This is a genomic window from Chitinophaga parva (genome assembly GCF_003071345.1).
GTDB lineage: Bacteria > Bacteroidota > Bacteroidia > Chitinophagales > Chitinophagaceae > Chitinophaga > Chitinophaga parva.
The window spans coordinates 50,927-75,507 of sequence record NZ_QCYK01000002.1 but is presented as its reverse complement, the minus strand read 5'-3'; the positions used below and the strand labels follow the sequence as shown (position 1 = coordinate 75,507).

Annotated in this window: 17 protein-coding genes; 5 read left to right on the top strand and 12 right to left on the bottom strand. The window is 53.4% G+C overall.

What is annotated here, in order from left to right:
* Positions 1 to 46 precede the first annotated feature (46 nt).
* The 3 genes from DCC81_RS10440 to DCC81_RS10430 all read left to right on the top strand — a co-directional run bounded on the left by DCC81_RS10440 (position 47) and on the right by DCC81_RS10430 (position 6,453).
* Positions 47 to 3,337 (top strand): SusC/RagA family TonB-linked outer membrane protein, encoded by a 3,291-nt coding sequence (locus tag DCC81_RS10440; protein WP_108686591.1) that lies wholly within the window; start codon positions 47 to 49, stop codon positions 3,335 to 3,337.
* A gap of 19 nt (positions 3,338 to 3,356) precedes the next feature.
* Positions 3,357 to 5,129 (top strand): RagB/SusD family nutrient uptake outer membrane protein, encoded by a 1,773-nt coding sequence (locus tag DCC81_RS10435; RefSeq protein ID WP_108686590.1) that lies wholly within the window; start codon positions 3,357 to 3,359, stop codon positions 5,127 to 5,129.
* Positions 5,130 to 5,226: 97 nt separating this feature from the next.
* Complete coding sequence (locus tag DCC81_RS10430; protein WP_240612957.1) at positions 5,227 to 6,453, top strand: metallophosphoesterase; 1,227 nt, start codon at positions 5,227 to 5,229, stop codon at positions 6,451 to 6,453.
* Between the two features lie 156 nt (positions 6,454 to 6,609).
* On the opposite strand, the gene DCC81_RS10425 is transcribed toward DCC81_RS10430, so the two are convergent.
* The 4 genes from DCC81_RS10425 to DCC81_RS10410 all read right to left on the bottom strand — a co-directional run bounded on the left by DCC81_RS10425 (position 6,610) and on the right by DCC81_RS10410 (position 11,337).
* Positions 6,610 to 7,041, bottom strand: coding sequence for a hypothetical protein (locus tag DCC81_RS10425; protein WP_108686588.1), 432 nt, complete (start codon positions 7,039 to 7,041; stop codon positions 6,610 to 6,612).
* A 295-nt stretch (positions 7,042 to 7,336) separates the two neighbouring features.
* Complete coding sequence (locus DCC81_RS10420) at positions 7,337 to 9,949, bottom strand: family 20 glycosylhydrolase (RefSeq protein ID WP_165806542.1); 2,613 nt, start codon at positions 9,947 to 9,949, stop codon at positions 7,337 to 7,339.
* 116 nt (positions 9,950 to 10,065) lie between these two features.
* Positions 10,066 to 10,638, bottom strand: coding sequence for an NADPH-dependent FMN reductase (locus DCC81_RS10415; protein WP_133177628.1), 573 nt, complete (start codon positions 10,636 to 10,638; stop codon positions 10,066 to 10,068).
* Between the two features lie 99 nt (positions 10,639 to 10,737).
* Entirely contained in the window at positions 10,738 to 11,337 is a 600-nt protein-coding gene (locus DCC81_RS10410; protein ID WP_108686585.1) for a short chain dehydrogenase, read from the bottom strand.
* Positions 11,338 to 11,431: 94 nt separating this feature from the next.
* On the opposite strand from DCC81_RS10410, the gene DCC81_RS10405 reads away from it, so the two are divergent.
* Together DCC81_RS10405 and DCC81_RS10400 are read left to right on the top strand one after the other, a co-directional pair.
* Positions 11,432 to 12,286: an AraC family transcriptional regulator gene (locus DCC81_RS10405; protein ID WP_108686584.1), complete on the top strand. Its 855-nt coding sequence runs from the start codon at positions 11,432 to 11,434 to the stop codon at positions 12,284 to 12,286.
* Positions 12,287 to 12,331: 45 nt separating this feature from the next.
* A complete protein-coding gene (locus tag DCC81_RS10400; protein WP_108686583.1) occupies positions 12,332 to 12,583 on the top strand; it encodes a hypothetical protein in 252 nt (83 codons plus the stop codon).
* Between the two features lie 263 nt (positions 12,584 to 12,846).
* On the opposite strand, the gene DCC81_RS10395 is transcribed toward DCC81_RS10400, so the two are convergent.
* From DCC81_RS10395 to DCC81_RS10360, 8 genes are all read right to left on the bottom strand, one after another.
* Positions 12,847 to 15,426: a phosphoenolpyruvate carboxylase gene (locus tag DCC81_RS10395; protein ID WP_108686582.1), complete on the bottom strand. Its 2,580-nt coding sequence runs from the start codon at positions 15,424 to 15,426 to the stop codon at positions 12,847 to 12,849.
* Between the two features lie 270 nt (positions 15,427 to 15,696).
* Positions 15,697 to 17,580, bottom strand: coding sequence for a monovalent cation:proton antiporter-2 (CPA2) family protein (locus DCC81_RS10390; protein WP_108686581.1), 1,884 nt, complete (start codon positions 17,578 to 17,580; stop codon positions 15,697 to 15,699).
* Between the two features lie 19 nt (positions 17,581 to 17,599).
* Positions 17,600 to 18,178, bottom strand: a complete 579-nt coding sequence (gene kefF, locus DCC81_RS10385) for a glutathione-regulated potassium-efflux system oxidoreductase KefF (protein ID WP_108686580.1) — start codon at positions 18,176 to 18,178, stop codon at positions 17,600 to 17,602.
* Positions 18,179 to 18,267: 89 nt separating this feature from the next.
* Entirely contained in the window at positions 18,268 to 19,080 is an 813-nt protein-coding gene (locus DCC81_RS10380; RefSeq protein WP_108686579.1) for an N-acetylmuramoyl-L-alanine amidase, read from the bottom strand.
* Between the two features lie 181 nt (positions 19,081 to 19,261).
* Positions 19,262 to 19,984, bottom strand: a complete 723-nt coding sequence (gene pgl / locus DCC81_RS10375; RefSeq protein ID WP_108686578.1) for a 6-phosphogluconolactonase — start codon at positions 19,982 to 19,984, stop codon at positions 19,262 to 19,264.
* Between the two features lie 325 nt (positions 19,985 to 20,309).
* Positions 20,310 to 21,821, bottom strand: coding sequence for a glucose-6-phosphate dehydrogenase (zwf, locus tag DCC81_RS10370; protein ID WP_108686577.1), 1,512 nt, complete (start codon positions 21,819 to 21,821; stop codon positions 20,310 to 20,312).
* 36 nt (positions 21,822 to 21,857) lie between these two features.
* Entirely contained in the window at positions 21,858 to 23,264 is a 1,407-nt protein-coding gene (gene gndA, locus DCC81_RS10365; RefSeq protein WP_108686576.1) for an NADP-dependent phosphogluconate dehydrogenase, read from the bottom strand.
* Positions 23,265 to 23,599: 335 nt separating this feature from the next.
* Entirely contained in the window at positions 23,600 to 24,436 is an 837-nt protein-coding gene (locus DCC81_RS10360; protein ID WP_108686575.1) for a CvfB family protein, read from the bottom strand.
* Positions 24,437 to 24,581 lie beyond the last annotated feature (145 nt).

Sequence of the window (24,581 nt, the reverse complement as noted above, 5' to 3'; positions counted from 1 at the left end):
GCCTGGAAAGGCGTGCAGGCTTTCTATTGCCTAAAACTTCACTTGTATGCATTACTTCTACAACGTCAAAAAGTACGGGGGCATAGCCGCCCTCCTGCTGGGTTTTGCCCTGCCACTGCACGCGCAGCAAAGTGCACAGGTAAAGGGCTCGGTGGTGACAGACAAGGGAGAAACCCTCCCTGGCGCCACCATCGTGGTAACCACCCCCTCCGGCCGTATGGTGCAAAATACCAGCACCAATGAAAAAGGCCTCTTCGTAGTGAGCAACCTTGCTGCCGACAGCAGCTACGATTTCTCCGCCCGCTACGTGGGCTTTGTCGCTGAGCCCATTCACCATTACCTGGTAAGGCCCGGCGACAAGAACGCACTGCTCATCCGCATGCACGCCACTGCGTCTAATATCAGTGACATCGTGGTAGTAGGTTACGGCACCCAGAAGAAAGTGAACCTTACCGGCGCCGTTACCCAGGTGGGCTCCGAAGTACTGCAGGACCGTCCTATGTCCAACATTGGTACCGGCCTGCAGGGCGTGATCCCCAACCTGAACATCACTTTCGCAGACGGCCACCCCGGCGCCACGCCCAAGTTCAACGTGCGCGGGTATGCTTCTGTGAATAACAACAGCGGTACACCCCTTATCCTCATTGACGGCGTACCGGGCAACACGGCCTACCTCAACCCCCGCGACGTGGAAAGCGTGTCTGTGCTGAAAGACGCCGCATCCTCCGCCATTTATGGTGCCCGTGGCGCATTTGGTGTGGTGCTCATTACCACCAAGCGCTCCCGCCAGGGAAAACTGCGGGTGAACTACGGTGCTAATTTTGGCATACAGCGCATGACCACCAGTGATGATTTTATCACGGACGGGTATGACGATATTACACTGGTAGACCAGGCCTTCAGCCGTCACAATGGTACATCGTACAGCGGGTATAACCAGGATGACTATGCCGCGCTGAAAGCGCGTCAGACAGATAAAAGCCTGCCATCTGTAACCATCCAGAACCGCAATGGCAAAGACCAGTACGTGTACTACGCCAGCACCGACTGGTGGCACTGGCTGTTCCGCAACAACCTGCCTTCCATGGAACACAGCCTGGATGTAAGCGGTGGTAACGAAAAAGTGGACTATTATGTGTCTGGCCGCTACTACCAGCAGAAAGGCATGTACAGCCGCAACGAGGATGTTTTCAATAACTATAACTTCCGCGCTAAGTTCAACGCCCACCTGACCGACTGGTTTACCCTGAGCAGCAACACCCAGTTTGCCGCACAGGACTACACGTACCCGGGCTGGGGCTACAACGCCAACTATTTTAACTTTTCGGTGCATGCACTGGCGGCTTATGCGCCTACTAACCCCGATGGTACTTACAGCTATCGCACGTACCTCAACAACTACGACATTGGCAACGGCATCTTTGCAGACCTGCAGCATGGCAAGACCAAAGGCGGCACCCGCAACTATGACCTGCAGCAAACCTTTGGCTTTGATGCACGCCTGGCCAAAGGCCTCCATTTGACGGGCAACTACAGCTATGAACTGACACCTTACTCCGACTACCAGCGCCGCACCATGATCCCATGGAGCATTTATCCCGGCGTGGTACAGTACCTGGGGTATGACCAGCTCAATGATAACAGCCACCTGGACCAGCACCACTCCCTGAACCTGTTTGCCACTTATGAAACAGGCTTCAACCTGCATCACTTCAAAGCAATAGGTGGTTATAACGTGGAGCTGCAACGGTACAAGACCAACACCGGCATGCGCCAGAACCTGCTCTCTGAAGACCTGAACCAGCTGGACCTGGGCACCGGCACACAACAGGCAGGCGGCAATGCCGCAGAATGGGCGCTGCTGGGCTATTTTGGCCGTATTAACTATGATTACAACGACAAATATTTACTGGAAGTGGACGGCCGCTATGATGGCAGCTCCCGCTTCCCGGCAGACCGCCGCTTTGGTTTCTTTCCCTCCGTATCTGCCGGCTGGCGCGTGAGTGAAGAGCCTTTCTTCAAGCGCGTAAAGCAGGTGGTCTCCTCGCTGAAAGTACGCGGTTCTTATGGCTCCCTGGGCAACCAGGCCCCCGGCGGTGCCACTTCTACGGCCCTGCTGTATCCGTACGTGCCGGTGCTGAGCAGCTCCCTGAGCAACTGGATCAACAATGGGGTGCAGGTGCAGACCCTCAGTTCCCCGGCGCCCATCTCTCCCAACTTTACCTGGGAAAAATCTGCCACCATTGACGGGGGCATTGACGCAGCCTTCCTGCAGGACCGCCTGCAGGCCAGTGTGGATGTGTATTCCCGCAAAACATCGGACATGCTGATCCCCGGTAAAACAGTGCCTGCCGTATTTGGCGCCACCGCCCCCACGCAGAACGCCGGCGACCTGGTGACCAAAGGCTGGGACCTGAGCCTGTCATGGGAAGATGGCGGCAAAATAGCCAGCAAGGCTTTCCGTTACAACTTTGGCGTAGTGCTTTCTGATTACACGGCAAAGATCACCAAGTTTGATAATCCCAATAAGCTGCTGAGCAATCATTACGTAGGTGAGCAACTGGGTGAGATCTGGGGCTTTGGCGTGGATGGCTTCTTTAAGGACGATGCAGATATTGCCAACTACCAGGTGAACCAGGCCTATGTGAACAAGCAGATCCAAAGCTCGCCCGGTGAGTGGGGCAAACTGCACCCCGGCGATATGAAGTTTGTAGACCAGCCAGACCCGGTCACCGGCAAACCTGACGGCATTATCAACCAGGGCCAGAACACCCTTGCCAATCATGGTGACCTGAAGCGCATTGGTAACAAGCTGCCCCGCTACTCTTTTGGGGTGCGCATGGGCTTTAGCTGGAACAATTTCGACATCGCCGCCATGTTCCAGGGCATTGGTAAGCAGAACTGGTATCCCGGTTCGGAAGCCGGTAAGTTCTGGGGCCCTTACACCCGTCCCTACTACTCCTTCATCCCGAAAGATTTTCAAAGCAAGATCTGGACACCGGAACACCCCGATTCCTACTTCCCCCTGCTGAGAGGTTATGAAGCGCTGAACTCCGGAGGAGAGCTCTACTTTGCCAATGACAAATACCTGCAGAACATTGCCTACGTGCGCCTGAAGAACCTGACGCTGGGTTATAACCTGCCCGAGGGCCTGGTGCGCCGCTGGAAGATGCAGCACCTGCGGGTGTATGCCACCGGCTCCAACCTGTTTACCTGGACCACACTTAAAACAAAATACATAGACCCGGAGCAGGTAACCCCGGATGCTGCAGACCAGAGCGGGCATGAGTATCCTTTCTTCAAATCCTACACCGTAGGCCTGAACGTCACCTTCTAATTCTTTCAATCGCATGTGTATGAAACATCAACTGAAAATAGCCGCCGGGCTGGTACTGCTGCTTTGCAGCTGTTCCAAATTCCTGGACCGGCAGCCCTTGTCGGCCATCTCACCGGCCAATGGTTTTAACACGGAGAATGAGTTGCAACTCTATGTGCATTCTTTCTATGATCCCATGTTCCCGAACGCGGACAATGATAACAACGGCTTTACCAGCCTGTATAACGAGGATATTGATAACATGGTGAAGAACTCTGTGGCAGACAATGTGTATGGTACGCGTACAGTGCCCAACTCCGCTGCGGATGGCAATTGGAAATGGACCAACCTGCGTAACATCAATTATTTCCTGGCCAATTATACCCGCGGCGGCATAGATACTTCCATTGCCAATAAATATGCGGGACAGGCCCATTTCTTCCGCGCCTATTTTTACACCAACATGGTGCAGCGTTTTGGAGATGTACCTTGGTACTCCACTTACCTCGACATCAGCGATACTACGCAAATGACGCGCCCCCGCGATCCACGCACCCTGGTGATGGATTCTGTGCTGGTAGATATTGATTATGCCATTGCCCACCTGCCTGCCACCAAAGACCCCGGCGAGGTGACCAAATACACGGCCCTGGCCCTGAAGGCAAGGCTCTGCCTGTTTGAGGGTACTTTCCGCAAGTACCACAGGGAGTTCAACCTGCCGGATGCAGACCGCTTCCTGAGCCAGGCAGCAGATGCCGCGCAAACGCTGATGAACCTGAATGTGTACAAGATATACCGCACCACTGCCGCTGTATCTTACCGCGATCTCTTTGCCTCCCTCACCCCGGTTACGGACGAGGTGATCCTCTACCGCCAGTACAGCAACAGCCTGCAGAAGTTTCATAACGTGAACTACTATACGCTGACGCCCTCTTATGGTAAACCGGGCATGGAAAAACGGCTGGTGAACAGTTACCTGATGAAAGATGGCAGCCGCTTTACGGACAAACCCGGCTACGCCACCATGCAGTTCTACGATGAATGCCAGAACCGCGATCCCCGCCTGGCCCAGACCATCCGTACACCGGGCTACAAGCGTATAAACAGTACGCTCACCGTACCGCCCATGTATAATGGCACCATGACTGGCTACCAGATCGTGAAATATGTGACCAGCACCGCAGACGATGCCTATACCCGCAACTACAATCCCCTGTCCATTTTCCGCTATGGGGAAGTGCTGCTGGTGTATGCAGAAGCCAAAGCAGAACTGGGCACCCTGACCCAGGATGATGTCAACAAGTCCATCAAGCTGCTGCGCGACCGCGTGGATATGCCAAACCTGGACCTGGCTGCCGCCAACGCCAATCCCGATCCCTACCTGGCCAGCCAGTACACGAACGTAACGGGCGCCAATAAAGGTGTGATCCTGGAGATCCGCCGGGAGCGCCGCATAGAGCTGGTAATGGAAGGCTTCCGCTGGAATGACCTCATGCGCTGGAAAGAAGGCCACCTGCTTACTGATGTATTCAAAGGCGCTTACTTCCCCGGTACCGGCAATTATGACCTGGACGGAGACGGTAAGGTAGACCTGGTGATCTACACCGGCACGCAGCCCAGCGGCAGCGGCCCACAGTACCTGAAACTGGGCACAGACATCGTGCTGGAAAACGGCGAGAGCGGCGGCAACATCACTGTGAACGCCAACATCCCCAAGAAGTTCAGGGAAGACCGGGATTATCTTTATCCCATCCCCACACAGGAACTGCTGCTTAACCAAAACCTAAAGCAGAACCCTAACTGGAACCAATAAGCAAAAGCCTTCCGGCTAAAACCGGAAGGCTTTTGAATTTCCAATATGAAAAACAATTTGAACCGCTGTACGATACCAACATTAAACGTGAAACCTGATGCAAACACCGATGAACAATAACAACAGCCGCCGCAAGTTCCTGGGGAACGTGGCCCTGGCTGGGCTGGCCAGCCTGTGGCCGGTGGAGAAAGCCATGGCCCGCGCGCGTGGTACACACACCACAGCGGATGATACCTACCGCTTTATTACGCCGCCTTACCTGCAGCGCATGACGCCGCGCAGCGTGAGCATCATGTGGATCACCAGCCGCAATTGTTACAGTTGGGTAGAGTATGGCACCAATGGGCAACTGGACCAGCACACCCACCACGAAACGGCAGGCCTCATTGATGCCAATGATCACGTGCACCGCATAGACCTGGTAAACCTGCAACCCAATACCACTTACCAGTACCGTGTATGCTCCAAAGAGATCACGGATTTTCATCCCTACAAGCTGCAGTATGGGGCCACCATCACCAGTGAAACTTATACTTTCAAAACCTTTGATGATAAGGCACAAAGCGTGTCCTGGCTGATGCTGAACGACATCCACGACCGGCCTGCATCCTTTGCCCCCCTGCTGGCACTGAATAACAATGCCCCGCAGGATTTTGTTTTTCTCAATGGTGATATGTTCGACTTCCAGACAGACGAACAGCAGATCATTGACCACCTGCTCACGCCCCTCACGCAAACATTTGCTTCGCAGCAACCGTTCTTTTATACACGTGGCAATCATGAAACCCGTGGCAAATTTGCGCGCCAGCATGCAGGGTACTTCGCCTGTCCCGGTGACCGTTATTATTTTTCCTTCACACAAGGCCCCGTGCACTTTGTGGTACTGGATACGGGGGAAGACAAACTGGATGACCATGTGGAATACAGCGGCCTCGTTGCGTTTGACAATTACCGCATAGAACAGGCCCGGTGGTTGGAGCAGGAGATCAACACGCCTGCCTTCCGCAAGGCAAAATACCGCGTGGTGCTCATGCACATCCCGCCTTTTAACTCCGGCGATGCCCACGGCACCCTGCATTGCCGTGAATTGTTCAATCCTTTGTTCAACAAAGGCAAGGTAGACCTCATGATCTGCGGGCACACGCACAAATACGGTGTATGGCCGCCTACAGATGAACATCACTATCCCATCATCATTGGCGGCGGCCCCAAGGAAGGCAACCGAACGCTGATCAGGGTGAACGCAAATGGTCACTCCCTGGACCTTTCCATGCTGCGCGATGATGGTGTGGAAGTGGGCACTTACAACATACAACGTTCTTAGGTTGTTTTGCCAGGTATAAAATTGAAAAAGGAGCAAACGGCCTTACGCCGCCTGCTCCTTTTTTCTTGCTTAGATACATCCTGGCTCACCAGTTTGGTTCCCCGAATATTAGATAGCGCCGGTATATCTCATTGCTCCTTGTAGAAGCAATAAAAACTAATTTCCTGGATGCCCAGGTTCCTGACTGAATTCTATTTGAAGACTCACGTCCAGCGTAGCATGATATCGGCGTAGAAGGATATAAACAAATGAGCTACCACAGGTACCTGTATACTCTACAATTGTGTCATCATTTTCGTTATGAGTGACCATGCTTGTTAAATTCAGGGGTACGGTTGTAGGAAATCCTACACCTACAGTGACAACATAATATTCTGGATGCATAGCCGCATCTGCTGTACCGGGAACAGTTACAATTGTATATGAATTCTCATCAGTTACAATTTGTAAAGGGTCATGTAATGGAGTTTCTCCATAGTTAAAATAATAACCTCCCTCGCCCTTGGGAGTGATGATCTGCGCACCAGCGGAGCAAAAAGCTCCAACAACAAACAAGGCTAACAGCGAAAAGAGTTTGGATAAATTCATCTCTTAAAGTTTAAAAATGAGGCAAAAAAGAGTTAAGTTAAGCTAACTAATAGGGGGTTACTGGCGCTATCTAATAGTTGCAAATTATGTAAGATATAGGACCGCGTATAATTAATAAATTGTTACTTTTCCCATGAAAGGACCACGAAACAAAATGGCGCTGGCTTCTACGATATAATTCCCAACGAAAAAGGAGCAAACGGCCTTACGCCGCCTGCTCCTTTTTTCTTGTTGATGTTTCCGCGTTATGAAAAACATTCCGCAACTGCCATCGCTGCCCTGGCAGGGCTTTCTCTTACTGCTTCACCGCCGGCATGCTCACCTGCGCCGGCGCCGGCAGGATCTTCAACGGCGCGTTCTCCAACTCCGTACGGCCATTGCTGCTAAACGCCCTGAACTGCAATTCCCCATTAGCCGGCAGCGGTGCGGTATACAAAGCACTCTTTGCCGTAGGCGTACTGCCATTAGTAGTGTACCGGATCTGCATGCCCGGGAACTGCACATTGGCACGGGTTTGCCCGTTTTCTGTGATCACACCCACCGGCGGTACGCGATAGTTATAACCCTTGTTATACACATCCAGGCGCGGCAGTTCCCGCTTGCCCAGCACATTGGTAAATACAGACCAGGCCTCCGCATACATAGCCTCACTACGTGCTGTATCCCGCTCCGTGGCCCAGGCAGGATTAGGCGCCCAGCTACGCTCTGCCAGCGCCAGCAACTTGGGTAGCAGCATATATTCCAGGCGCTTGTCATTGGTAATGGTTTCGCTCCACAGCAGGCCTTCCAGCCCTTCAATATTAGACGCCCCGTAAGCCGTGAGGCCATCCTTGCCTGTAAACGTGCCGGGAGCCACCGGGTTATTGCGCGCATCTACTTTCGTGTTCTTGTAATAGTCGAACGGGATGTAGTAAAATGGTTTGTCCACATCTACATAACCACCCCAGTAATAGCCCGGTTCTGCAAAGGTTTTGGCGTAGGCCATATCAAAATACAGGTTAGCCACCCCGCCCAGTACAACCTTGTAGCCGGCATTGGCCAGGCGGTACGCCAGGTCTTCCGCCCCGTTGCCTACCACGTTGTTCCACACCAGCAGGTGCATTTTACTGTTCACAAAATCAGGATTAGGTATGTTGATGTCCTGTCCATCCTGTTGATGGGTTTTGCGCATGCCTACTTCTTCCCATCCATATAGCTGCAAGCCGCGCTGGTGAAGCACTTCATTCACGTGGCCATAGAAATAATACCAGAGGTCCTGTACATTTTTCAAGCCTTCTTTTTGCATAAGTGCCTGGCACGCGGGCGATTTTTCCCACACACCGGCCGGCACCTCATCACCCCCCATGTGTACAGCAGTAAGTGTTGCGCCGGCATCCTGGTACATGGCCTTCAGTTCGTCCACTACTTTTCCGATAAACGTATAAGCAGAAGGCATGGCCACGTTGATCACGTTGTCATTCCAGTATTGTACGGAATGGTAAACGGATCTATCGTCCGGGTCTGCCAGCAGGTATTGATGGGCACCGGCTATGTCATCCTTTGCCAGCAGTTTTCTATACCGCTGGGTCATGGAGTATACCGCTGCGCGGGCATGGCCAGGGGTTTCAATTTCCGGTAGCACGCGGATGTGGCGGGCCTTTGCGTATTGCAATATTTCAATAAAATCCTTGCGTGTAAAATAACCGCTACCGGCTTCGTTCACCACATCAGGGCCGGAGCCGTAAGATGGTACCAGCATCTGCGCATCGGTAGGATCAGGGGCATAACCACGTCTTCCACCAATCTCGGTGAGCTCCGGCAGGCCGGGTATTTCCAGCCTCCAGCCTTCGTCATCGGTGAGGTGGAAATGGAATACATTGAGCTTGTACAGCGCCATTACATCCAGCACACGTTCCACTTCTGCCTTGCTGTGAAAGTTGCGGGCCACATCCAGCATAAAACCACGGTAAGCAAAGCGGGGCGTATCGCTTACGCTCACGTTCTGCAGTGCGATGCGCTGCTGCACGCCCTTCCAGGACGCAGCAGGCATGAGGCTTTTCAGGGATTGAATGCCGTAAAAGACACCTGCGTCATCCCCGGCGCTGATGGTTACACCACTGCTGGTCACCTCCAGGTTATAGGCTTCATGCGGCAGGTCATTTTTGCGCAGGGATATTGTTTTGGCAGCATTGCCATTGATAACAGGTGCCTTGCCCAGCAGGCCTGCCAGTTCTGCAGCCAGGGCCTTTGCAGTTTCATTGAAAGCCGCGTCCGTAGTAATGCCGGTGGTGGCGTCCAATATGAAGCTGCCGTTATTTTCCGTGTAATGCGCGGGCGTGGGGAAGATCTTGGGTAACTGCTCCGCGGGAATGTCTTTGATACCGGCATTCTGCTGGTACACCATGGCTGGCGTGAGCACGCCGGTTTTATCATTGGGGCCACTCAATAACTGCCTGGGCAATGTAGAGGGCCGGATGCCAAAGTCTTTGATCGTATACCCTTTTGCAGGTTCCTCGTCCCACACGATGAAGAAGCCGGTAGGTGCATCTGTAAAGTTGATAGACCAGGCGCCGGCCAGGAACTCCATACGCACGGAATCGCCGGGAGCTACCGGCTGGAAACCCGCATCTGGCTTCAGTTTATAGGCATCTCCATTCACATGTTCCGCAACGGTATGTGCGGTAGCGGAGCCGGGCAGGATGGGCCGGTCAAAGTTGAAATACAACTGCCACCCGCTGGCGGGCAAGGCTTGTTTGCTTTTATTGATCAGGGTAATGGCAGACAGTACCTGGTCCTGGCCGGCGTGGTGGTTTTCCACTACCTCCCAGCGCACTTGCAGGCGGGAGGCGTCTATGGGCGGGGTAGCCTGTGCAGCTCCGCTGCCGGCCGCGGCCAGCAGGGTTGTTAGTAATAGTCCGTGGCGAAACATAAGAAACATTAAGGTTGTGGGATCAAGATACCTGTTTTTGCGTGGAATGCGGAGGTAAATGCTACAATAAAAAAAGCCGTCCCGGGCGGGCCGGGACGGCATGTAAATACTTGCTATCAGAGGGCCTCTCCCAACAGCTTTTTAGCGTGTACGGCGCTGGAGAGCCAGATAAATTCTTTGAGAAAATCAGTCGCTTTGGTTTCAAAGCTTTCATCGGTAAATTCTGCCTTGTGGTTCACCTTATCCTGCACCACGGGTACCAGGAGCATTTGCGGCAGGGCAATGCCCCACACGGCCAGCACCAGCTGCTGCATGGACAGCGCGCCCCGCAGGCCGCCCAGTATACCGGAACTTACACTTACCACCCCGATCACCTTGCGGGCAAACTCACGCTTACCCAGTGAGTCTACGATATTCTTCAGGGCAGGTGTATAACTGCCATTGTATTCCGGCGATACGAAGATCATGGCGTCTGCTTCCCTCAGCAGGGTAGATACTTTTTGCAGGTCCGGGCAGGGCTCCGCCTGGCGTTGCAGCACTTCTTCAAAGAGGGGGATCTTATACTCGGCAAGATCTATCATTACCGGTACCTGGCCGGTGAGTAGCTGCAACCTGGCAGCCAGCACCAGCGATACGTTATGGGAAAGTCTGCCGGTTCGGGTACTCCCGGAGACGATAGCTATGGTCATTGGCTTGGGCTTGTTTTGATACACGATCCCACGGACCGCCGTGGTGTGAAACGGCCCGCAGGTAGTTACAAAACAATATTACGGATTATTTTCCGCCGCTTAGAACACTTTTATCACCTGGCCGCTACCCGCGCCCAGTATGCTTTTCAGGTAGGCAGCCACCACGCGGTCCATCGTTACAGGGATATGGCCGGGAAAGGTCGCATGGAAGCCGGGGGAGTCTTCTACTACGCCGGGGCTCACCGCGTTGATGCGCACATCGTTCTGCAGTTCTGTGGCAGCGGCAATGGCAAAACTGTTCACCGCGCCATTCACCGTAGATAAGTTAACACCACCCCGCACCGGGTCTTCAGACAGGATGCCGGAAGTGAGCGTGAAAGAACCTTTTGGATGAATGTGATGCTGCCCCAAGAGCACCAGGCCTACCTGGCCCAGTAGCTTGCTGGCGACACCCACCTTAAAATCCTCGATGGTCATGGACTGCAGCGGCCCGAAGTGGCCCGCACCAGCTACGCTCACCAGCGCATCGAAACGGCCGGTCTGCGCAAACAGTTTTTCGATAGAAGCAGGATCGGTGATGTCTACCTGCAGATCGCCGCTTTTGGAGCCTACCCTGATCAGCTCGTGGCCATAGGGCTTCAGGGACTCCGTTACTTTCTTGCCAAGGGTGCCCGTGGCACCTACAATGATGATCTTCATGATGGGTGTATTTTTTAGTAATTGCGCACAAAACTACGTGGAGAGCCTGGCGCCGGTTGGTATTTTCCTGGTATTAATTGGTAATTTTAGGGGGATGAAACGCTATATCCAACACGAGTACCTAAAGATATCGCATTTTGAAGTTACGGAATGGGAACATCCGGTACATAACCACAACCACTTTGAGATCATCTTTGTACACAGCGGGGAAGGCCAGCACCAACTGAATAACAACACCTATAACTTTGGCCCGCAACAACTCTTCCTGCTGGGCCCTTCCGACTTTCACTCCTTTACCCTGAAATCCCCTACCAGGTTTACTTTCCTGAAGTTCAACAATATCTATCTCCAGGGCGTGGGCGACATCCACCTGCAAAGTAAATGGAACCAGGCGATGGATGACCTGGTGCTGCATGCCTCCCAACACCCCGGCCAGCTGCTCTCCTGCCAGGGCGACGCCTCCCTGCTGGACCAGCTCATGCGCCTTATTGCACAGGAATGGCAGGCTTCCAAAAACGCTGCCAACGAGACCATTTTCTTCCTCATACAGGCCGTGATCTCCGTCGTGCGCCGCAACATAGCCCATCCCCTGCCCTACCTGCCGGAACAGCTGCCGGATGACAAGATCACCCAGCTGCTGCATTACATCCACCAGCATATTTACACGGCAGACAAACTGCAGATAGAGCACCTTGCCACCCGGTTTGGCTATTCCAAAAACTACCTGGGCGTGTATTTCCGGGAGCAGCTAAAAGTAACCCTGCGGGATTATGTGAGCCGGTATAAGCTGAGCCTCATTGAGAACCGCCTGCGCCACAGCACGCTTTCCATCAAAGAGATCTGCTACGAAATGGGCTTTACAGACCTCAGTCATTTCAATAAATTCTTTCACAAACACAAAGGCATGGGGCCCAAGGAATTCAGGGCGCAATCCCACGCTACCGCGTAGCGGCACGTGGTTTGTCTTACTTTTATACAAACACCGTTTAGTATCATGGATCCTTTTCTGCTGAAATTTGAATACGAGGGCACTCCACACATCATTACAGTAACGCCGCAGCTATCCGGCTATACCACTGCATTTAACATGACCGTATCCGGCGTGGAAGTACGCTACGAGGCGGATGAAGAAGGCTACCTGAGAGCCATTGCAAAAGATCCGCACCAGACCTTGCCGGAGGGATTGCTACACGAAGTAGGTATGCACCTGGTACAGCATTTTGATCCCCCGAAGCAACCGGAATAGTTTGCAACTTCAGGAAATTCCCAAAAAACAATCTCCGGTGCCAGGGAAGGCCCGCCGCGTGACAGGCGCAGGAATAAAAAAACAAAGGGGAAATCTCATAAGTAAAATGAAGGCTATGAAAATCGCCTGTATGAAAATTTTCTCCATCAGGTACCTGAAATAAAAAAGGGCTGTCTCGAAGTTTGAGACAGCCCTTTTTTATTATTACTTATTATCGTCCCTTCGTTTTAAAACCCAGGTTGATGTTGAAGCTCATTATTGCCTTACGCTGAATTCCGGCCTGCGTTGATGATCCCGAAAGAACACCTTACTACCAGTTTTTCCAGCACTTCCTTCTTCGCGGTGGAGGCCTTGTGCTCATCTATTTCCCGGATGCGGTTCAGGGCGTATTGCTGGATGGTGTTCAGCGGCAATACCACGCGTTCCCGCATCTGGATGGACAACTGATCCACCGGGCTGGCCACCATGAGGTCTGTACCGCCGGAGAGCTTGAGCACATATTTTTTAGTGAGCTCAAATTCTTCATGCATCACTTTCCATACGTCCCCAAAGTCCGGATGGCCGGCCAGGTAGGCAGTGAGCGGGAAGTAGCTTTTCTTCATCGCCATTTCACTGTTATCCAGCAGGGTGCGGAAAAACAGGGACTGTTCGTAGAGCGCCGCTATTTCATTCCAGCGGCCGGCATCGTGCAGCTTCTTCAGCGCTGTGCCTACGCCGTGATAGCCGGGCACATTCTGTTTCAACTGGCTCCAGGCGCCCACGTAGGGCACAGCGCGCAGGTCGTCCAGGTTCAGTTTTGACGCGTTACTGCGCTTGGACGGGCGGCTGCCAATGTTAGCCTCCGCATAGTAGCGCAGGGGGCTTACCCGCTGCAGGTAATCGAGGAACTGCGGGTGCGTTTTCAGCTCATTGAACGATTTGTAGCTTTCATCCGCCAGGGTTTGCAGCAGGCTTTCTTCTTCAGCCTTCAGCGTCACTTTATGGGCGGCAAACAGTTCGTTGGCTATGCCGGCATGCAGCAGTTGCTCCATATTGAACTGGGCCGTGTCAATGGTGCCAAAGTTGGAGCTTACTGTTTGCCCTTGTATGGTCAGTTGAATTTCTTTATTGGCTACATCCGCGCCCATGCTGGCGTAGAACTGGTGGGTTTTGCCACCACCGCGGCCGGGAGGGCCTCCCCTGCCATCAAAGAACACCACGTTCACTTCATATTTGCGGGAGATCCGGGTGAGTTCTTCTTTGGCTTTGTAGATGCTCCAGTTAGCCATCAGGTAGCCACCATCCTTGGTACCGTCCGAGAAGCCCAGCATGATGGTCTGCGTGTTACCGCGCTGCTGTATGTGGCGGCGGTACGTTTCATTTTCATAAAGAGCCGTCATCACATCAGCGGCGTTGCGCAGGTCATCGATGGTCTCAAACAGGGGCACAATGTCTACCGTAAGCGCCTCATTGCGCCAGCCACTCATACGCAGCAGGCCATACACTTCCATCACGCTCATCACGTTGGTGCTGTGACTGATAATGTAGCGGTGGCAGCCGGCCTCGCCATTGTTGTGCTGGATGGTTTTGATAGCCTGCATAGACAGCAGCGTGTCCCGCTGCAGGTCATTTTCCAGGGAGCGCGGGTCCACCGTTTTGTTGGTGTTGAGCAACGCTTTGATCTTATCATCCGGGGAGAGGTCTTTATAATTTTTAGGCAGCACATCGCCTTTGGCGGCGATGGATTCCAGTGTTTTGGTATGTACAGAGCTGTCCTGGCGCACATCCAGCGATGCGAAATAGAGACCAAACAGCTCCACTTTGCTGATCAGGGAATCTACCAGGTGCACAAACAGGCCATTGTGCTGGGACAGGATGATCTCCCGCACCTGGTGCAGGGTACCCAGTATTTCCTGTTTGGATAAGTGCGTGCGCTGGCCGGGGATGAACAGGTTATTGAACAACTTCACTTCCAGTGCAGACAGTAAATTTTCCACCCCCTTGAAGGTAAGGCGGCGTTTCAGGCGGCGCACATCCAGGTAGTAGCATTTAATGATGCCCCCCCGCAGCGCATCTGCCACCTGCAGCGTGGTATCTGCCTTAACAAACGGGTTGCCGTCACGGTCTCCACCAGGCCAGAAACCCATGCGGATCAAGGGATTCAGGGCATTGATCACACCGGGGAACTGCGACTTGAGAAAATTGATGATGCGGGCGGCGGACTGATAAAAAACATTTTCCAGGAACCAGAGCAGGCTGAGGGCCTCGTCATAAGGCGTAGGCTTTTCCTTTTTCAGGAAAGGCGTTTTACCCAACTGCTGCAGGTAGGTATTTACCAATGCGGTATTGTCCTGTTGTAAAGCTTTTGACAGGTCGTTGATAATGCCCAGCACCTCGCCCGGGTAAAACTGGGTGGGATGCGCGGTGAGCACCAGGCGCACGTTAAAGTCCTGCAGCTTCTGGGCCAGGGCTTCCTCGGTATGGGTGCGGATCACTTCAGATTGCAAATGCTTGAGAGAGCCCGTTCCGTTCACATCCTGGATATGCTTAAAGGCGGCATCTTCCAGCGCATCAAAAAGTACCACCTGGCGTTCCGTGTATTGCACAAAACGGAACAGCAGGTCCAGTTGCTCCTGTTCGGTGGCATAAGCGGTGTATTGCTTCAGGAAGGTGTCAATAATATTCATCGGGCTGTCATTCCGGCCAAATCCTTCTTCGCAGTGTAACAGGAATAATGACAACAGCACACCTGTCTTCTCAATCTTATGAAAAGGCAATGCGGTAAAAAGGCTGTTGTACAACTGGAACTTTACGCCTACCAGGTTCCTGAACTGCTGCAATGTGTTGTTAACGGGCACCTCCATAATTGATCTAGTTTAATCTCCGGACTAAAAATCCTCCAAAGCGGCAGAAAATTACAGCACCCACAGGTAAAATGCTAATGTTTTGCCATAAAATTAGAATTTATCAAATTATGAAAAAAACCAATAATGGCCCGGGTGGGGCGTTCTGGCGCTTTACGCGGTACTAAAATTACGTAAAGCAGGCCGCCAGCCCGCCTGTTTTACTAAACAAGGATGTGCTGCCTAAATCAGGTGATGCGCGCTGGTGCATTTGTTCCAGGGCCATCCCTTTTATTGAATATCGGCATCTCCCTTCAAGGAAGCGGTGTCCCAGCCTATATCCTCGCGCAGCATGTTCCGCTTGTCAGATTCCATCATCTGCTGCAGGTCTGCAATGCGCTCGCGCATGGTGTGCTCAAACTGGTTAGAGTCATCATGGATGGAGCTAAGCTCTTTCAGCAGGCGGTCGTCATGGCGCAGGAAGAGGCGGGCGGCCCGCTGCGTGTGGTAGGCCCGGTGGCCTAATGCCACCAGCACATCGGCCCCCAGGCGCAGGGAAGTATCGGCTGTTTCACGGTAGATGTGCAGTACACCGGCATCCATCAGCTCATAGGAATCGAGGTTGCCCACGGCCCGCACAAACATGCGCAGGTGGGGGAAGTGTTTCTTCACCACCTTTACCGCGTCCATATTTTTTTCCGCTGTATCCAGGGCCAGGATGATCACCTTGGCTGTTTCTGCGCCTGCGGCCAATAGCATGTCATGGCGGGTACCATCCCCGTAATATACTTTCATGCCCAGCTTGCGCAGCGTATCCACCCGGTCACTGTCCAGGTCCAGGATGGTGGCGCTGATGCCATTGGCCCGGATAAAACGCCCGGCCAGGTTGCCAAAACGGCCAAAGCCGCAAATGATCACATCAGAATGTTCATTGATCACATCAGATTCCCTTCTTTCCGTTACATCATCGCCGTCAGAGACCATGGGCCCCAGCCACTTTTCATACACCATGAGCACCAGGGGTGTGAACACCATGCTCACGGCCACCACCACGGTAATAAGGTTCGTGATGGCCGGTTCCAGCACGTACGTGGTGCGGATAAAGGAAATAAGCACAAAGGAAAATTCACCCACCTGGCAGAGGGAAAGTGCGAAGAGTAGATTTTGCCGGAAACTCAATTTAAAGAACCGGCCCAGCACGAGCAGCACCCCGGTTTTCACCACCATGATGCCTAGTACCAACCCCAGTATGATCCAGGGTTTGGTGGCCACCAGTTTAAAATCGATGGAAGCGCCTACCGCCATGAAAAAGAGGCCCAGCAGCAGCCCTTTGAAAGGCTCTATGTCTGCCTGCAGTTCATGCCGGTATTCACTGTTGGCCAGCACCACACCGCCCAGGAAGGCGCCCAGCGCAGGGCTCAGGCCCACCATGGTCATCAGCACCGTTACAGAGATCACCAGCAGCAAAGCGGTGGCGGTAAATAATTCGCGGATGCCCGTACGGGCCACGATATTGAGCAGGGGCCTTACAAAGAGATAGCCGGCTATGATAATGCCCATTACACCGCCCAGCGCTATGAGCGACTGCTCCCAGCCCGGCATTTTAGACAGCCAGGCGGTAGCTTCCCCGCCCCCATGCTCACCCGGCGCGGCACGGGGCGCCAGCAACGGGAAAATGGCCATCATGGGGATCACAGCAATGTCCTGGAACAGGAGCACGGCAAATGAATTGTGCCCCCCGCTGGTATCCAGCAGTCCTTTTTCTTTGAGCGATTGCAGCACAATAGCGGTGGAAGACAGGCACAAGGTCATGCCCACCATGGCCGCCACGCGGGCATCCAGCCCTAGCAGGAAGGCCGCTGCGCTGAGCACCAGGGCGCTCACTACCACCTGCAGGCTGCCCAGCCCCAGCACGGAAGCGCGCAGCTTCCAGAGCAGCTTGGGCTCCAGCTCCAGGCCCACGAGGAACAGCATCATCACCACGCCAAACTCCGCAAACTCCATGATGGCGTGCCTTTCTGTACCGATCATGTTAAATACGGATGGCCCGATGATAATGCCGGCCAGGAGGTAGCCCAGCACGGAGCCCATGCCAATGCGCTTGGCCAGCGGCACACAGACCACGGCTGCCGCCAGGAAAACCATGGCCTGGAAAAATATGGTATGTTGCTGCATAAGTGAAGCTTAAAAAGTCTTACAAAATGTCATTCAGGTAATGCGCTTTTTCCCAGGCCGGCAGCTTTTGTTGCTGCAGGAGGGTCAGCGCTTTTTTGTATTGCTCACCGGCGGCCTGCAGGTCTGCGGGTTGCTGGCGGTTCACGCCATGCACTACGAACGGTGGCAGGTATTGCATGTGGCATAGCTTCACCGTTTGTTCCACCGGGTACAGGAATTCCCGCAGGGTGCGGCCATGCAACGCTCCCGGCGCATAACTATGCTCCTGCGTGCCCGCAGAAAGTACCTGCAGCAGTTGCTTGCCCTCCAGTGCACGGCCGGTATGCCCGTAGGCCCAGCCGTGGGTGAGCACCAGGTCTATCCATTGCTTCATGAGCGCAGGCATGCTGTACCAGTACACCGGGTGCTGCATAATGATGATGTCGTGCACCTGCAACAGCTGCTGTTCTTTGGGCACATCCACATCAAAATCAGGATAGCGTTCATACAGGTCGCGGAAGGTAACGCCCTGCACCTGCTGGGCAGCGGCGGCCAGCGCTTTCTGGGCGCGGGAGCGCTCATACACCGGGTGTGCAAAAAGTATCAGGATCTTCTTCATGGCTACGGAAACGGCTAATAAAGCAAAAATTATCGCTTTGTCGGTATGTATGATCGATATGTATAAAGATTGAAAGGAAATCTGAAAATTCAATAACGCCCCGAAACATCCACCAGGATCTTCATGCCGGCACTGTCCAGTGTGCGTGTACTGTCCTGGGGTATAAAATGGCGCTTAAAGGCCAGCAGCGCGGTGGTGCTGTCTTTCACATCATATCCTATCAGGCGCAGGGCCTGCAGCGTATTGAAATTTTGCGGGATGGTCACGCGGCTGGTATCGCCATACCACTGGCCAAAACCCTTTGCGGCCAGGCGGTCCCACGGAAAGTAGGCACTGGGGTCCACCTTGCGGCCGGGGGCTATATCACCGTGCCCGATAAAGTTACTGGTAGGGATGTTGTATTTGTGTTTCAGCGTGTCCAGCAGCACCAGCAGGCCATGGAGCTGGGGTGCGGTAAAGGGCTCCGCCCCGTTGTTGTCCAGCTCTATGCCAATGGAGCAGGAGTTTACATCGCTCACGTTGCCCCACTTGGCAGCGCCGGCGTGCCAGGCGCGCAGGTAGTCATTGAGCATATGATGGATAGTACCATCTTTACAGATCACGTAATGGGCGCTTACCTGGGAAGCCACGGTGGTAAAGGTTTGCAACGTTTTATCACAGGCATTTTGCGCCGTGTGGTGAATGATCACGAAGTTGGGCTTACGCAGGTTAAAATTCACGGTGCCCACCCAGGAATCGGCCGCCGGCACGGAGTCTGCCGGGATCGGAGCGGGTGTGGCGCGCAGCGTTCTGGCCAGGGCCTTCACCTGTTGCTGATACGATCTATTGCTGGCGCGGTAAGGGTTGCGGGCGCAGGCGGCCAGCAGGCATATGCCGGTGATGATGTACAAGACGCTTTTCATGCAGACAGTATTTAAAGTGGCGCCTGTGGCGGATGCAGGTGATGGAATAAATGCAAGTAACCTGCCAGCTTTGTGCAGGCCGCCGCACGAAGGTAAGGCGTTTATGCGGCACTAAAAATGCGAACGCCTTCCCCGGAAGCAGTTCGTGGAAGGCGTTCGCTTATGGCATTGTAAAAAGTCCTTAATCCATGGCGGAAGCCGCGGCTTCATCCACAAACCAGTGCAGTTCCCCGCCTTTGGGACGGATCTGCTGGGAGGGATAAACGTCCGGGTTGAACTCGCCTTCAATCACGTTCTTCAGCGTGAGGGCCTTGGCGTCGCCGGTGGCCATGAACACAATACAGGCCGCCTTGTTCACCACGGGAGCGGTGAGGGTAATGCGGTACATATCCTGCGCGGGCAGCCAGAAGGCAGTGACCCATTTGTTCTGCTCATGCACTACTTCCGTGCCGGGGAACAGGGACAGGGTGTGCCCGTCATCGCCCATGCCCAGCAGCACCAGGTCAAAGGTCCTGGACTGGCCGCGGAAATAATGCTCCAGTTGTTTCTCATACTGGGCGGCACTTTCCACGGGATCAATGTCGGTTTTCATTACAAAGATCTGTTCCGGTTTTACGGGCACATGGTCCAGCAGGGTGTTGTAGGCCATCAGCGCGTTGTTACGGCTGTCTTCAAAAGGCACGGCACGCTCGTCGCCCCAGAAGAAGTCAATTCTTTCCCAGGGGATGATCGTGTTGTAGGGCGCCTTGGCCAGCAGCAGGTACAGGGCCTTGGGCGTGCTGCCACCGGAGAGCACGAAAGAAAAACGGGGCTGGTCCTGCAGCACTTCCAGGATGTAGTTACTGATCCATGCGGCCAGGTTTTCACTCAGTTGGGCCGGATCTTTTGCGATATGTAATTCCATTAGCGGAGAATTTCAAATGAACGGTTTCCAGTTTTTTCCTTGCTGACATTGGATCTTCCCGGGGCCTGTCCTGCAATGGCGGCTTCAAGGTCCGCGATCGGCCGGGGCAAGCAGCATGCGAAAAATTTCGCGCCAGCAGCAGAATAATTTCCGGTTAAAGATGGACTAACCGGTAAATAATTCCTGGTTCAATTTCCAAAAAATTAATCAATTCCATCCATTGGCCGCGGGCCTAAAAAATAATTTCCAATACCCAAATCAAACGCCAGGCGTTTGGAAATTGTTTATTGGAAATTACTTGAAGTTGGAAATTGTTATTTGAAGGTTATCCCTTGGCGGTTGTCAGGTTGGTCCAGGCATGGCCATCGCTGGTGATCAGCTTGTCTGCAGCCTCGGGGCCCCAGGTGTCCGGCGCATAGTTCGGGAAGTCCGGGGTGGTTTGCTCCCAGTGTTCCTGGATGGGCATTACCACTTTCCATGCAGCTTCTACCTGGTCTGCACGCATAAACAGGGTGGCATCGCCTTCCATGACGTCCAGCAGCAGGGTTTCGTATGCTTCAGGCGCATCGTCGCGGCCGTAGGCTTCATCGTAGTTGAAGGTCATGCTTACCGGGTCCAGCGTCATGGTCTGACCGGGGCGTTTGCTCTGGAAGCGGATACGGATATCCATTTCCGGCTGAATGCTGATGGTCAGTTGGTTAGAACGCCAGGAGCGGGTGCTTTCCGGGGGAAAGGCAAAGCGCGGTGCCTCGCGGAAGGTGATCACGATATTGGTAGACTTCTGTTTCAGGTATTTGCCGGTGCGCACGTAGAAGGGAACCCCCTGCCAGCGCCAGTTGTCAATATAGAATTTCACCGCGGCAAAGGTGTTGGTCGTGGAATTTTCGGCCACGCCTTTTTCCTGGCGGTAGCCTACTACGTCCTTGCCCTTGATCACGCCGGGGCCATACTGGCCGCGCACGGCCACCTGGTCTACGGTTTCCTTGGTGATGGGGCGGATGGCATTGAGCACATCTACCTTTTTGTTTCTTACTTCATTGGCATCAAACGATACCGGGGCTTCCATAGCCACCATGCAAAGCAGCTGCAGGATGTGGTTCTGTACCATGTCGCGCAGGGCGCCGCTCTGGTCGTAGTAACCGGCGCGTCCTTCCAGGCCCACGGTTTCTGCCGCGGTGATCTGCACGCTTTCAATGTAGGTGCGGTTCCAAACCGGTTCAAACATGGCATTGGCAAAGCGCAGCGCCAGGATGTTCTGCACGGTTTCCTTACCCAGGTAGTGGTCTATGCGGTAGATCTGCTCTTCGGTAAACATGCTGGCCAGCAGCGCATTCAGTTCATGCGCGCTTTTCAGGTCGTGCCCAAAGGGTTTTTCTACTACGATGCGGGTATTGGATTTTTCCTTGGTGAGGGTGAGCTTACCCAGTTTGGTGGCGATGTCCGGCACCAGCTGGGGCGCCACGGCCAGGTAAAATACCACATTGGGCTCTTCTCCCCATTCTGCACCCTTTGCCTTTACCAGGTTGGTAATTTTCTGGAAGTCGGCTTCCTGTTCAGCATCGAGGGTGAGGTATTGTACGTGGCTGATAAATTCATCGAATTTAGCCTTATCCACATCTTTGCGGCGGGAAAACTTGCTGATACCGTCCAGCAGGCGTTCGTGGAAGGTTTCATCGTTATACGGGCTCCGGCCCAGGCCTGCGATCTGGAATTTTTCCGGCATCCACTGGTCCAGGAAAAGATTGTATAAGGCAGGTGTAAGTTTCCGGAGGTTCAGGTCTCCACTGCCACCGAAGATAAAGAGTACGGTGGAAGCAGGACGTTTGTGTTGTTCCATATTCAAGGTTTGATATGATCTCTTGTCAGTCCTTTATTATTGCCATTCTGTGTGGAAAGTGCCTTCCATATCAATGCGCTGGTAAGTGTGTGCGCCAAAGTAATCGCGCTGGGCTTGCACCAGGTTAGTGGGCAGGCGTTCGGTGCGGTAAGCATCGAAGTAGCTCAGGGCGGATGCAATAGCGGCTACGGGGATACCGGCTTTCGCGGCTTCTGCCACGATGGTGCGGGTATTGGCCAGTTTGGATTTGATCAGGCCTGCAATAGTTTCATCCAGCAGCAGGTTGCTCAGGTTGGGGTTTTTCACGTACACCTGGTAGAAGGTTTCCAGCAGGCCGGAACGGATGATACAACCACCTCTCCAGATGCGTACCACGTTCTGCAGGGGAATTTCCATATTCAGGGCAGCAGATGCGGATTGCAGCATGGCCAGGCCCTGGATGTAGCTGATCAGGGTAGCAAAGTACAGGGCGTCATGTACCTGCTCCACCATAGCTTCCTGGGCAACGTTGATCTTTTCCACACCGGGGTAGATCTTCGCGATCTCTACGCGGTCTTCCTTGAAAGAAGAGATGTTGCGCAGGGCCACCGCTGTATCTATCACCGTGATGGGCACGGGCAGGTCCAGGGCGTCCTGGGAGGTCCATTTACCGGTGCCTTTGGAGCCCGCCTTATCTGAGATCAGGTCTACCAGGTCTTTGCCGGTCTTATCATCTTTTTTCAGGAAAATATCGCGGGTGATCTCGATCAGGAAAGAGTGCATGTCGCCATCGTCCCATTTTGCAAACACGTCGTGCAGCTGGGCGTTGGTGAGGCCTGCGTGTTGCAGCAGGGAATAGCTTTCGCTGATGAGCTGCATGATGCCGTATTCAATACCGTTGTGCACCATTTTCACATAGTGACCGGCTGCATCATGGCCCATATAATCTACGCAGGGGCTACCGTTCACTTTGGCAGAAACGGCTTCCAGCATGGGTTTTACGTTGTTGTAGGCTTGCACGTCGCCACCAGGCATAATGCTGGGGCCAAAACGGGCGCCCTTTTCGCCGCCGGATACACCCATACCCATGAAGTGAAATCCTTTGGACTTAACATATTTCACACGGCGCAGGGTATCTGTGTAGTGTGAGTTACCCCCGTCAATGATCACATCCCCTTCATCCAGCAGGGGCATGAGGGAGTCGATCACATCGTCTACCGGCTTACCGGCAGGTACCAGCATCATAATGCGGCGCGGACGTGCGAGGCCCTGCACCAGTTCTTCCAGCGAACCTGTTCCCTTCACCGTAGTGCCAGCCGTGGCGGAGGTTTCGAGCGCCTGGGTCTTAGCCGCATCTCGGTCGAATCCCAACACGGGGAATCCATGATCGGCCATGTTCAGCAGCAAGTTCCGTCCCATCACTCCCAGCCCGATCATGCCAAAATCAAATAGTCTGTTTGCCATAAAATTGATCGCTTATAGAAGTTATAAAATTAAAAATTAAAGCGGGAACCAGCCCGCGGAAATATTAATTTCCGGTCCCTATTACAAAAGATAGTTCCGTTTGTACAAGTTAATCACATGAGCAGGCATTTTGCCGCAATGGTTATGCCATTTCGGGGAAAATACGTCAATATGGTTAAATATACGTTTTGTGCTCTCCATTTAAAAAATCCGGGTACAAAGGTAGTCGCCCGTCCGGAATTATACTATGTTTTTCCTTTATATGGCGCATCATCCCGCTCTATATGCCTTGAAATGCAAGCGGGCAGGCCTTTTGGGCCCACCCGCCGTTCAATTTAGTCTTCAATTTTTTTGATCCCGGTCTGGGTAAATTCTATTTTCTGCTGTTTGTAGAGGGCGCCTGTGGTCATCTTAAAGGTCTTTTTACTCATCCCAAAGAAGTCGCGGATCGCCTCCGGGTCGCTCTTATCATTATAAGGCAGGTAGCCGTTGTGCTCGTCCAGCAGCGCCATAATATGGCTGCTCTCATCTTCCACCTTGGCATATCCGGCCTTGCCCACGCCCACGTCTATTTTATTGCCTTCCTTAATGGCTTTGATAAAGCCTTTCAGCTTATCGCCCGGCTCCAGCTCCCGGAATACATCGCTGTAATGTAACAGGCCACTGTGCACATTGTTGATGATCACCACGTAGCCCAGTTCCGAGCGGCGGTACACCTGCAGGTCCACCTCGTCTTTTTCCTGCACCGTGAGGTTATCATTGCTCAATGCGGGAAACAGCTTCTCCGTAGCCGCCACGCGGCCGGTCTGCTCGTCAATGTAAATGCGCACCAGGTATTCCCCGCCGGCCACCATCTTGCTCACCTGCTGGGAAAGCGGGACAAACAGGTCCTTCATCAGGCCCCAGTCCAGGAAAGCCCCCTGCTTTGTGGCGGCTACCGCCTTCAGTCTTACAATATCCCCTACCACGCCGTAAGGCTTTTGGGTAGTGGCAATGAGGCGATTCTCTGAATCGTGGTAAATGAATACATCTACGGGATCTCCCACCTTTAATCCCTCGGGAACAAAGCGTTTCGGGAGTAATATTTCCACTTCGCCAAACCCGTCCAGGTAGAGGCCAAAATCCGCGGTTTTCTTTACACTGAGGCGGTTAAATCTGCCTACCTGTATCATGTGTGTTAAATTTATATGAAGTGCTGAACGGCAAAGGTACGCCGTTTTAGTGGGTTGAGGACCGGGATGTGGAAGGGATATGCGTTTGGGGGGATATGGGGTGGGAGCCTAGTCGCGGCGCAACACGCCTATTAACAGCAATACC

Excerpts from the sequence above, each read along its gene's own strand:
- DCC81_RS10440 (WP_108686591.1), top strand. The coding sequence starts at position 47 with ATGCATTACTTCTACAACGTCAAAAAGTACGGGGGCATAGCCGCCCTC.
- DCC81_RS10435 (WP_108686590.1), top strand. The coding sequence starts at position 3,357 with ATGAAACATCAACTGAAAATAGCCGCCGGGCTGGTACTGCTGCTTTGC.
- DCC81_RS10430 (WP_240612957.1), top strand. The coding sequence starts at position 5,227 with ATGCAAACACCGATGAACAATAACAACAGCCGCCGCAAGTTCCTGGGG.
- DCC81_RS10425 (WP_108686588.1), bottom strand. The coding sequence starts at position 7,041 with ATGAATTTATCCAAACTCTTTTCGCTGTTAGCCTTGTTTGTTGTTGGA.
- DCC81_RS10420 (WP_165806542.1), bottom strand. The coding sequence starts at position 9,949 with ATGTTTCGCCACGGACTATTACTAACAACCCTGCTGGCCGCGGCCGGC.
- DCC81_RS10415 (WP_133177628.1), bottom strand. The coding sequence starts at position 10,638 with ATGACCATAGCTATCGTCTCCGGGAGTACCCGAACCGGCAGACTTTCC.
- DCC81_RS10410 (WP_108686585.1), bottom strand. The coding sequence starts at position 11,337 with ATGAAGATCATCATTGTAGGTGCCACGGGCACCCTTGGCAAGAAAGTA.
- DCC81_RS10405 (WP_108686584.1), top strand. The coding sequence starts at position 11,432 with ATGAAACGCTATATCCAACACGAGTACCTAAAGATATCGCATTTTGAA.
- DCC81_RS10400 (WP_108686583.1), top strand. The coding sequence starts at position 12,332 with ATGGATCCTTTTCTGCTGAAATTTGAATACGAGGGCACTCCACACATC.
- DCC81_RS10395 (WP_108686582.1), bottom strand. The coding sequence starts at position 15,426 with ATGGAGGTGCCCGTTAACAACACATTGCAGCAGTTCAGGAACCTGGTA.
- DCC81_RS10390 (WP_108686581.1), bottom strand. The coding sequence starts at position 17,580 with ATGCAGCAACATACCATATTTTTCCAGGCCATGGTTTTCCTGGCGGCA.
- kefF (WP_108686580.1), bottom strand. The coding sequence starts at position 18,178 with ATGAAGAAGATCCTGATACTTTTTGCACACCCGGTGTATGAGCGCTCC.
- DCC81_RS10380 (WP_108686579.1), bottom strand. The coding sequence starts at position 19,080 with ATGAAAAGCGTCTTGTACATCATCACCGGCATATGCCTGCTGGCCGCC.
- pgl (WP_108686578.1), bottom strand. The coding sequence starts at position 19,984 with ATGGAATTACATATCGCAAAAGATCCGGCCCAACTGAGTGAAAACCTG.
- zwf (WP_108686577.1), bottom strand. The coding sequence starts at position 21,821 with ATGGAACAACACAAACGTCCTGCTTCCACCGTACTCTTTATCTTCGGT.
- gndA (WP_108686576.1), bottom strand. The coding sequence starts at position 23,264 with ATGGCAAACAGACTATTTGATTTTGGCATGATCGGGCTGGGAGTGATG.
- DCC81_RS10360 (WP_108686575.1), bottom strand. The coding sequence starts at position 24,436 with ATGATACAGGTAGGCAGATTTAACCGCCTCAGTGTAAAGAAAACCGCG.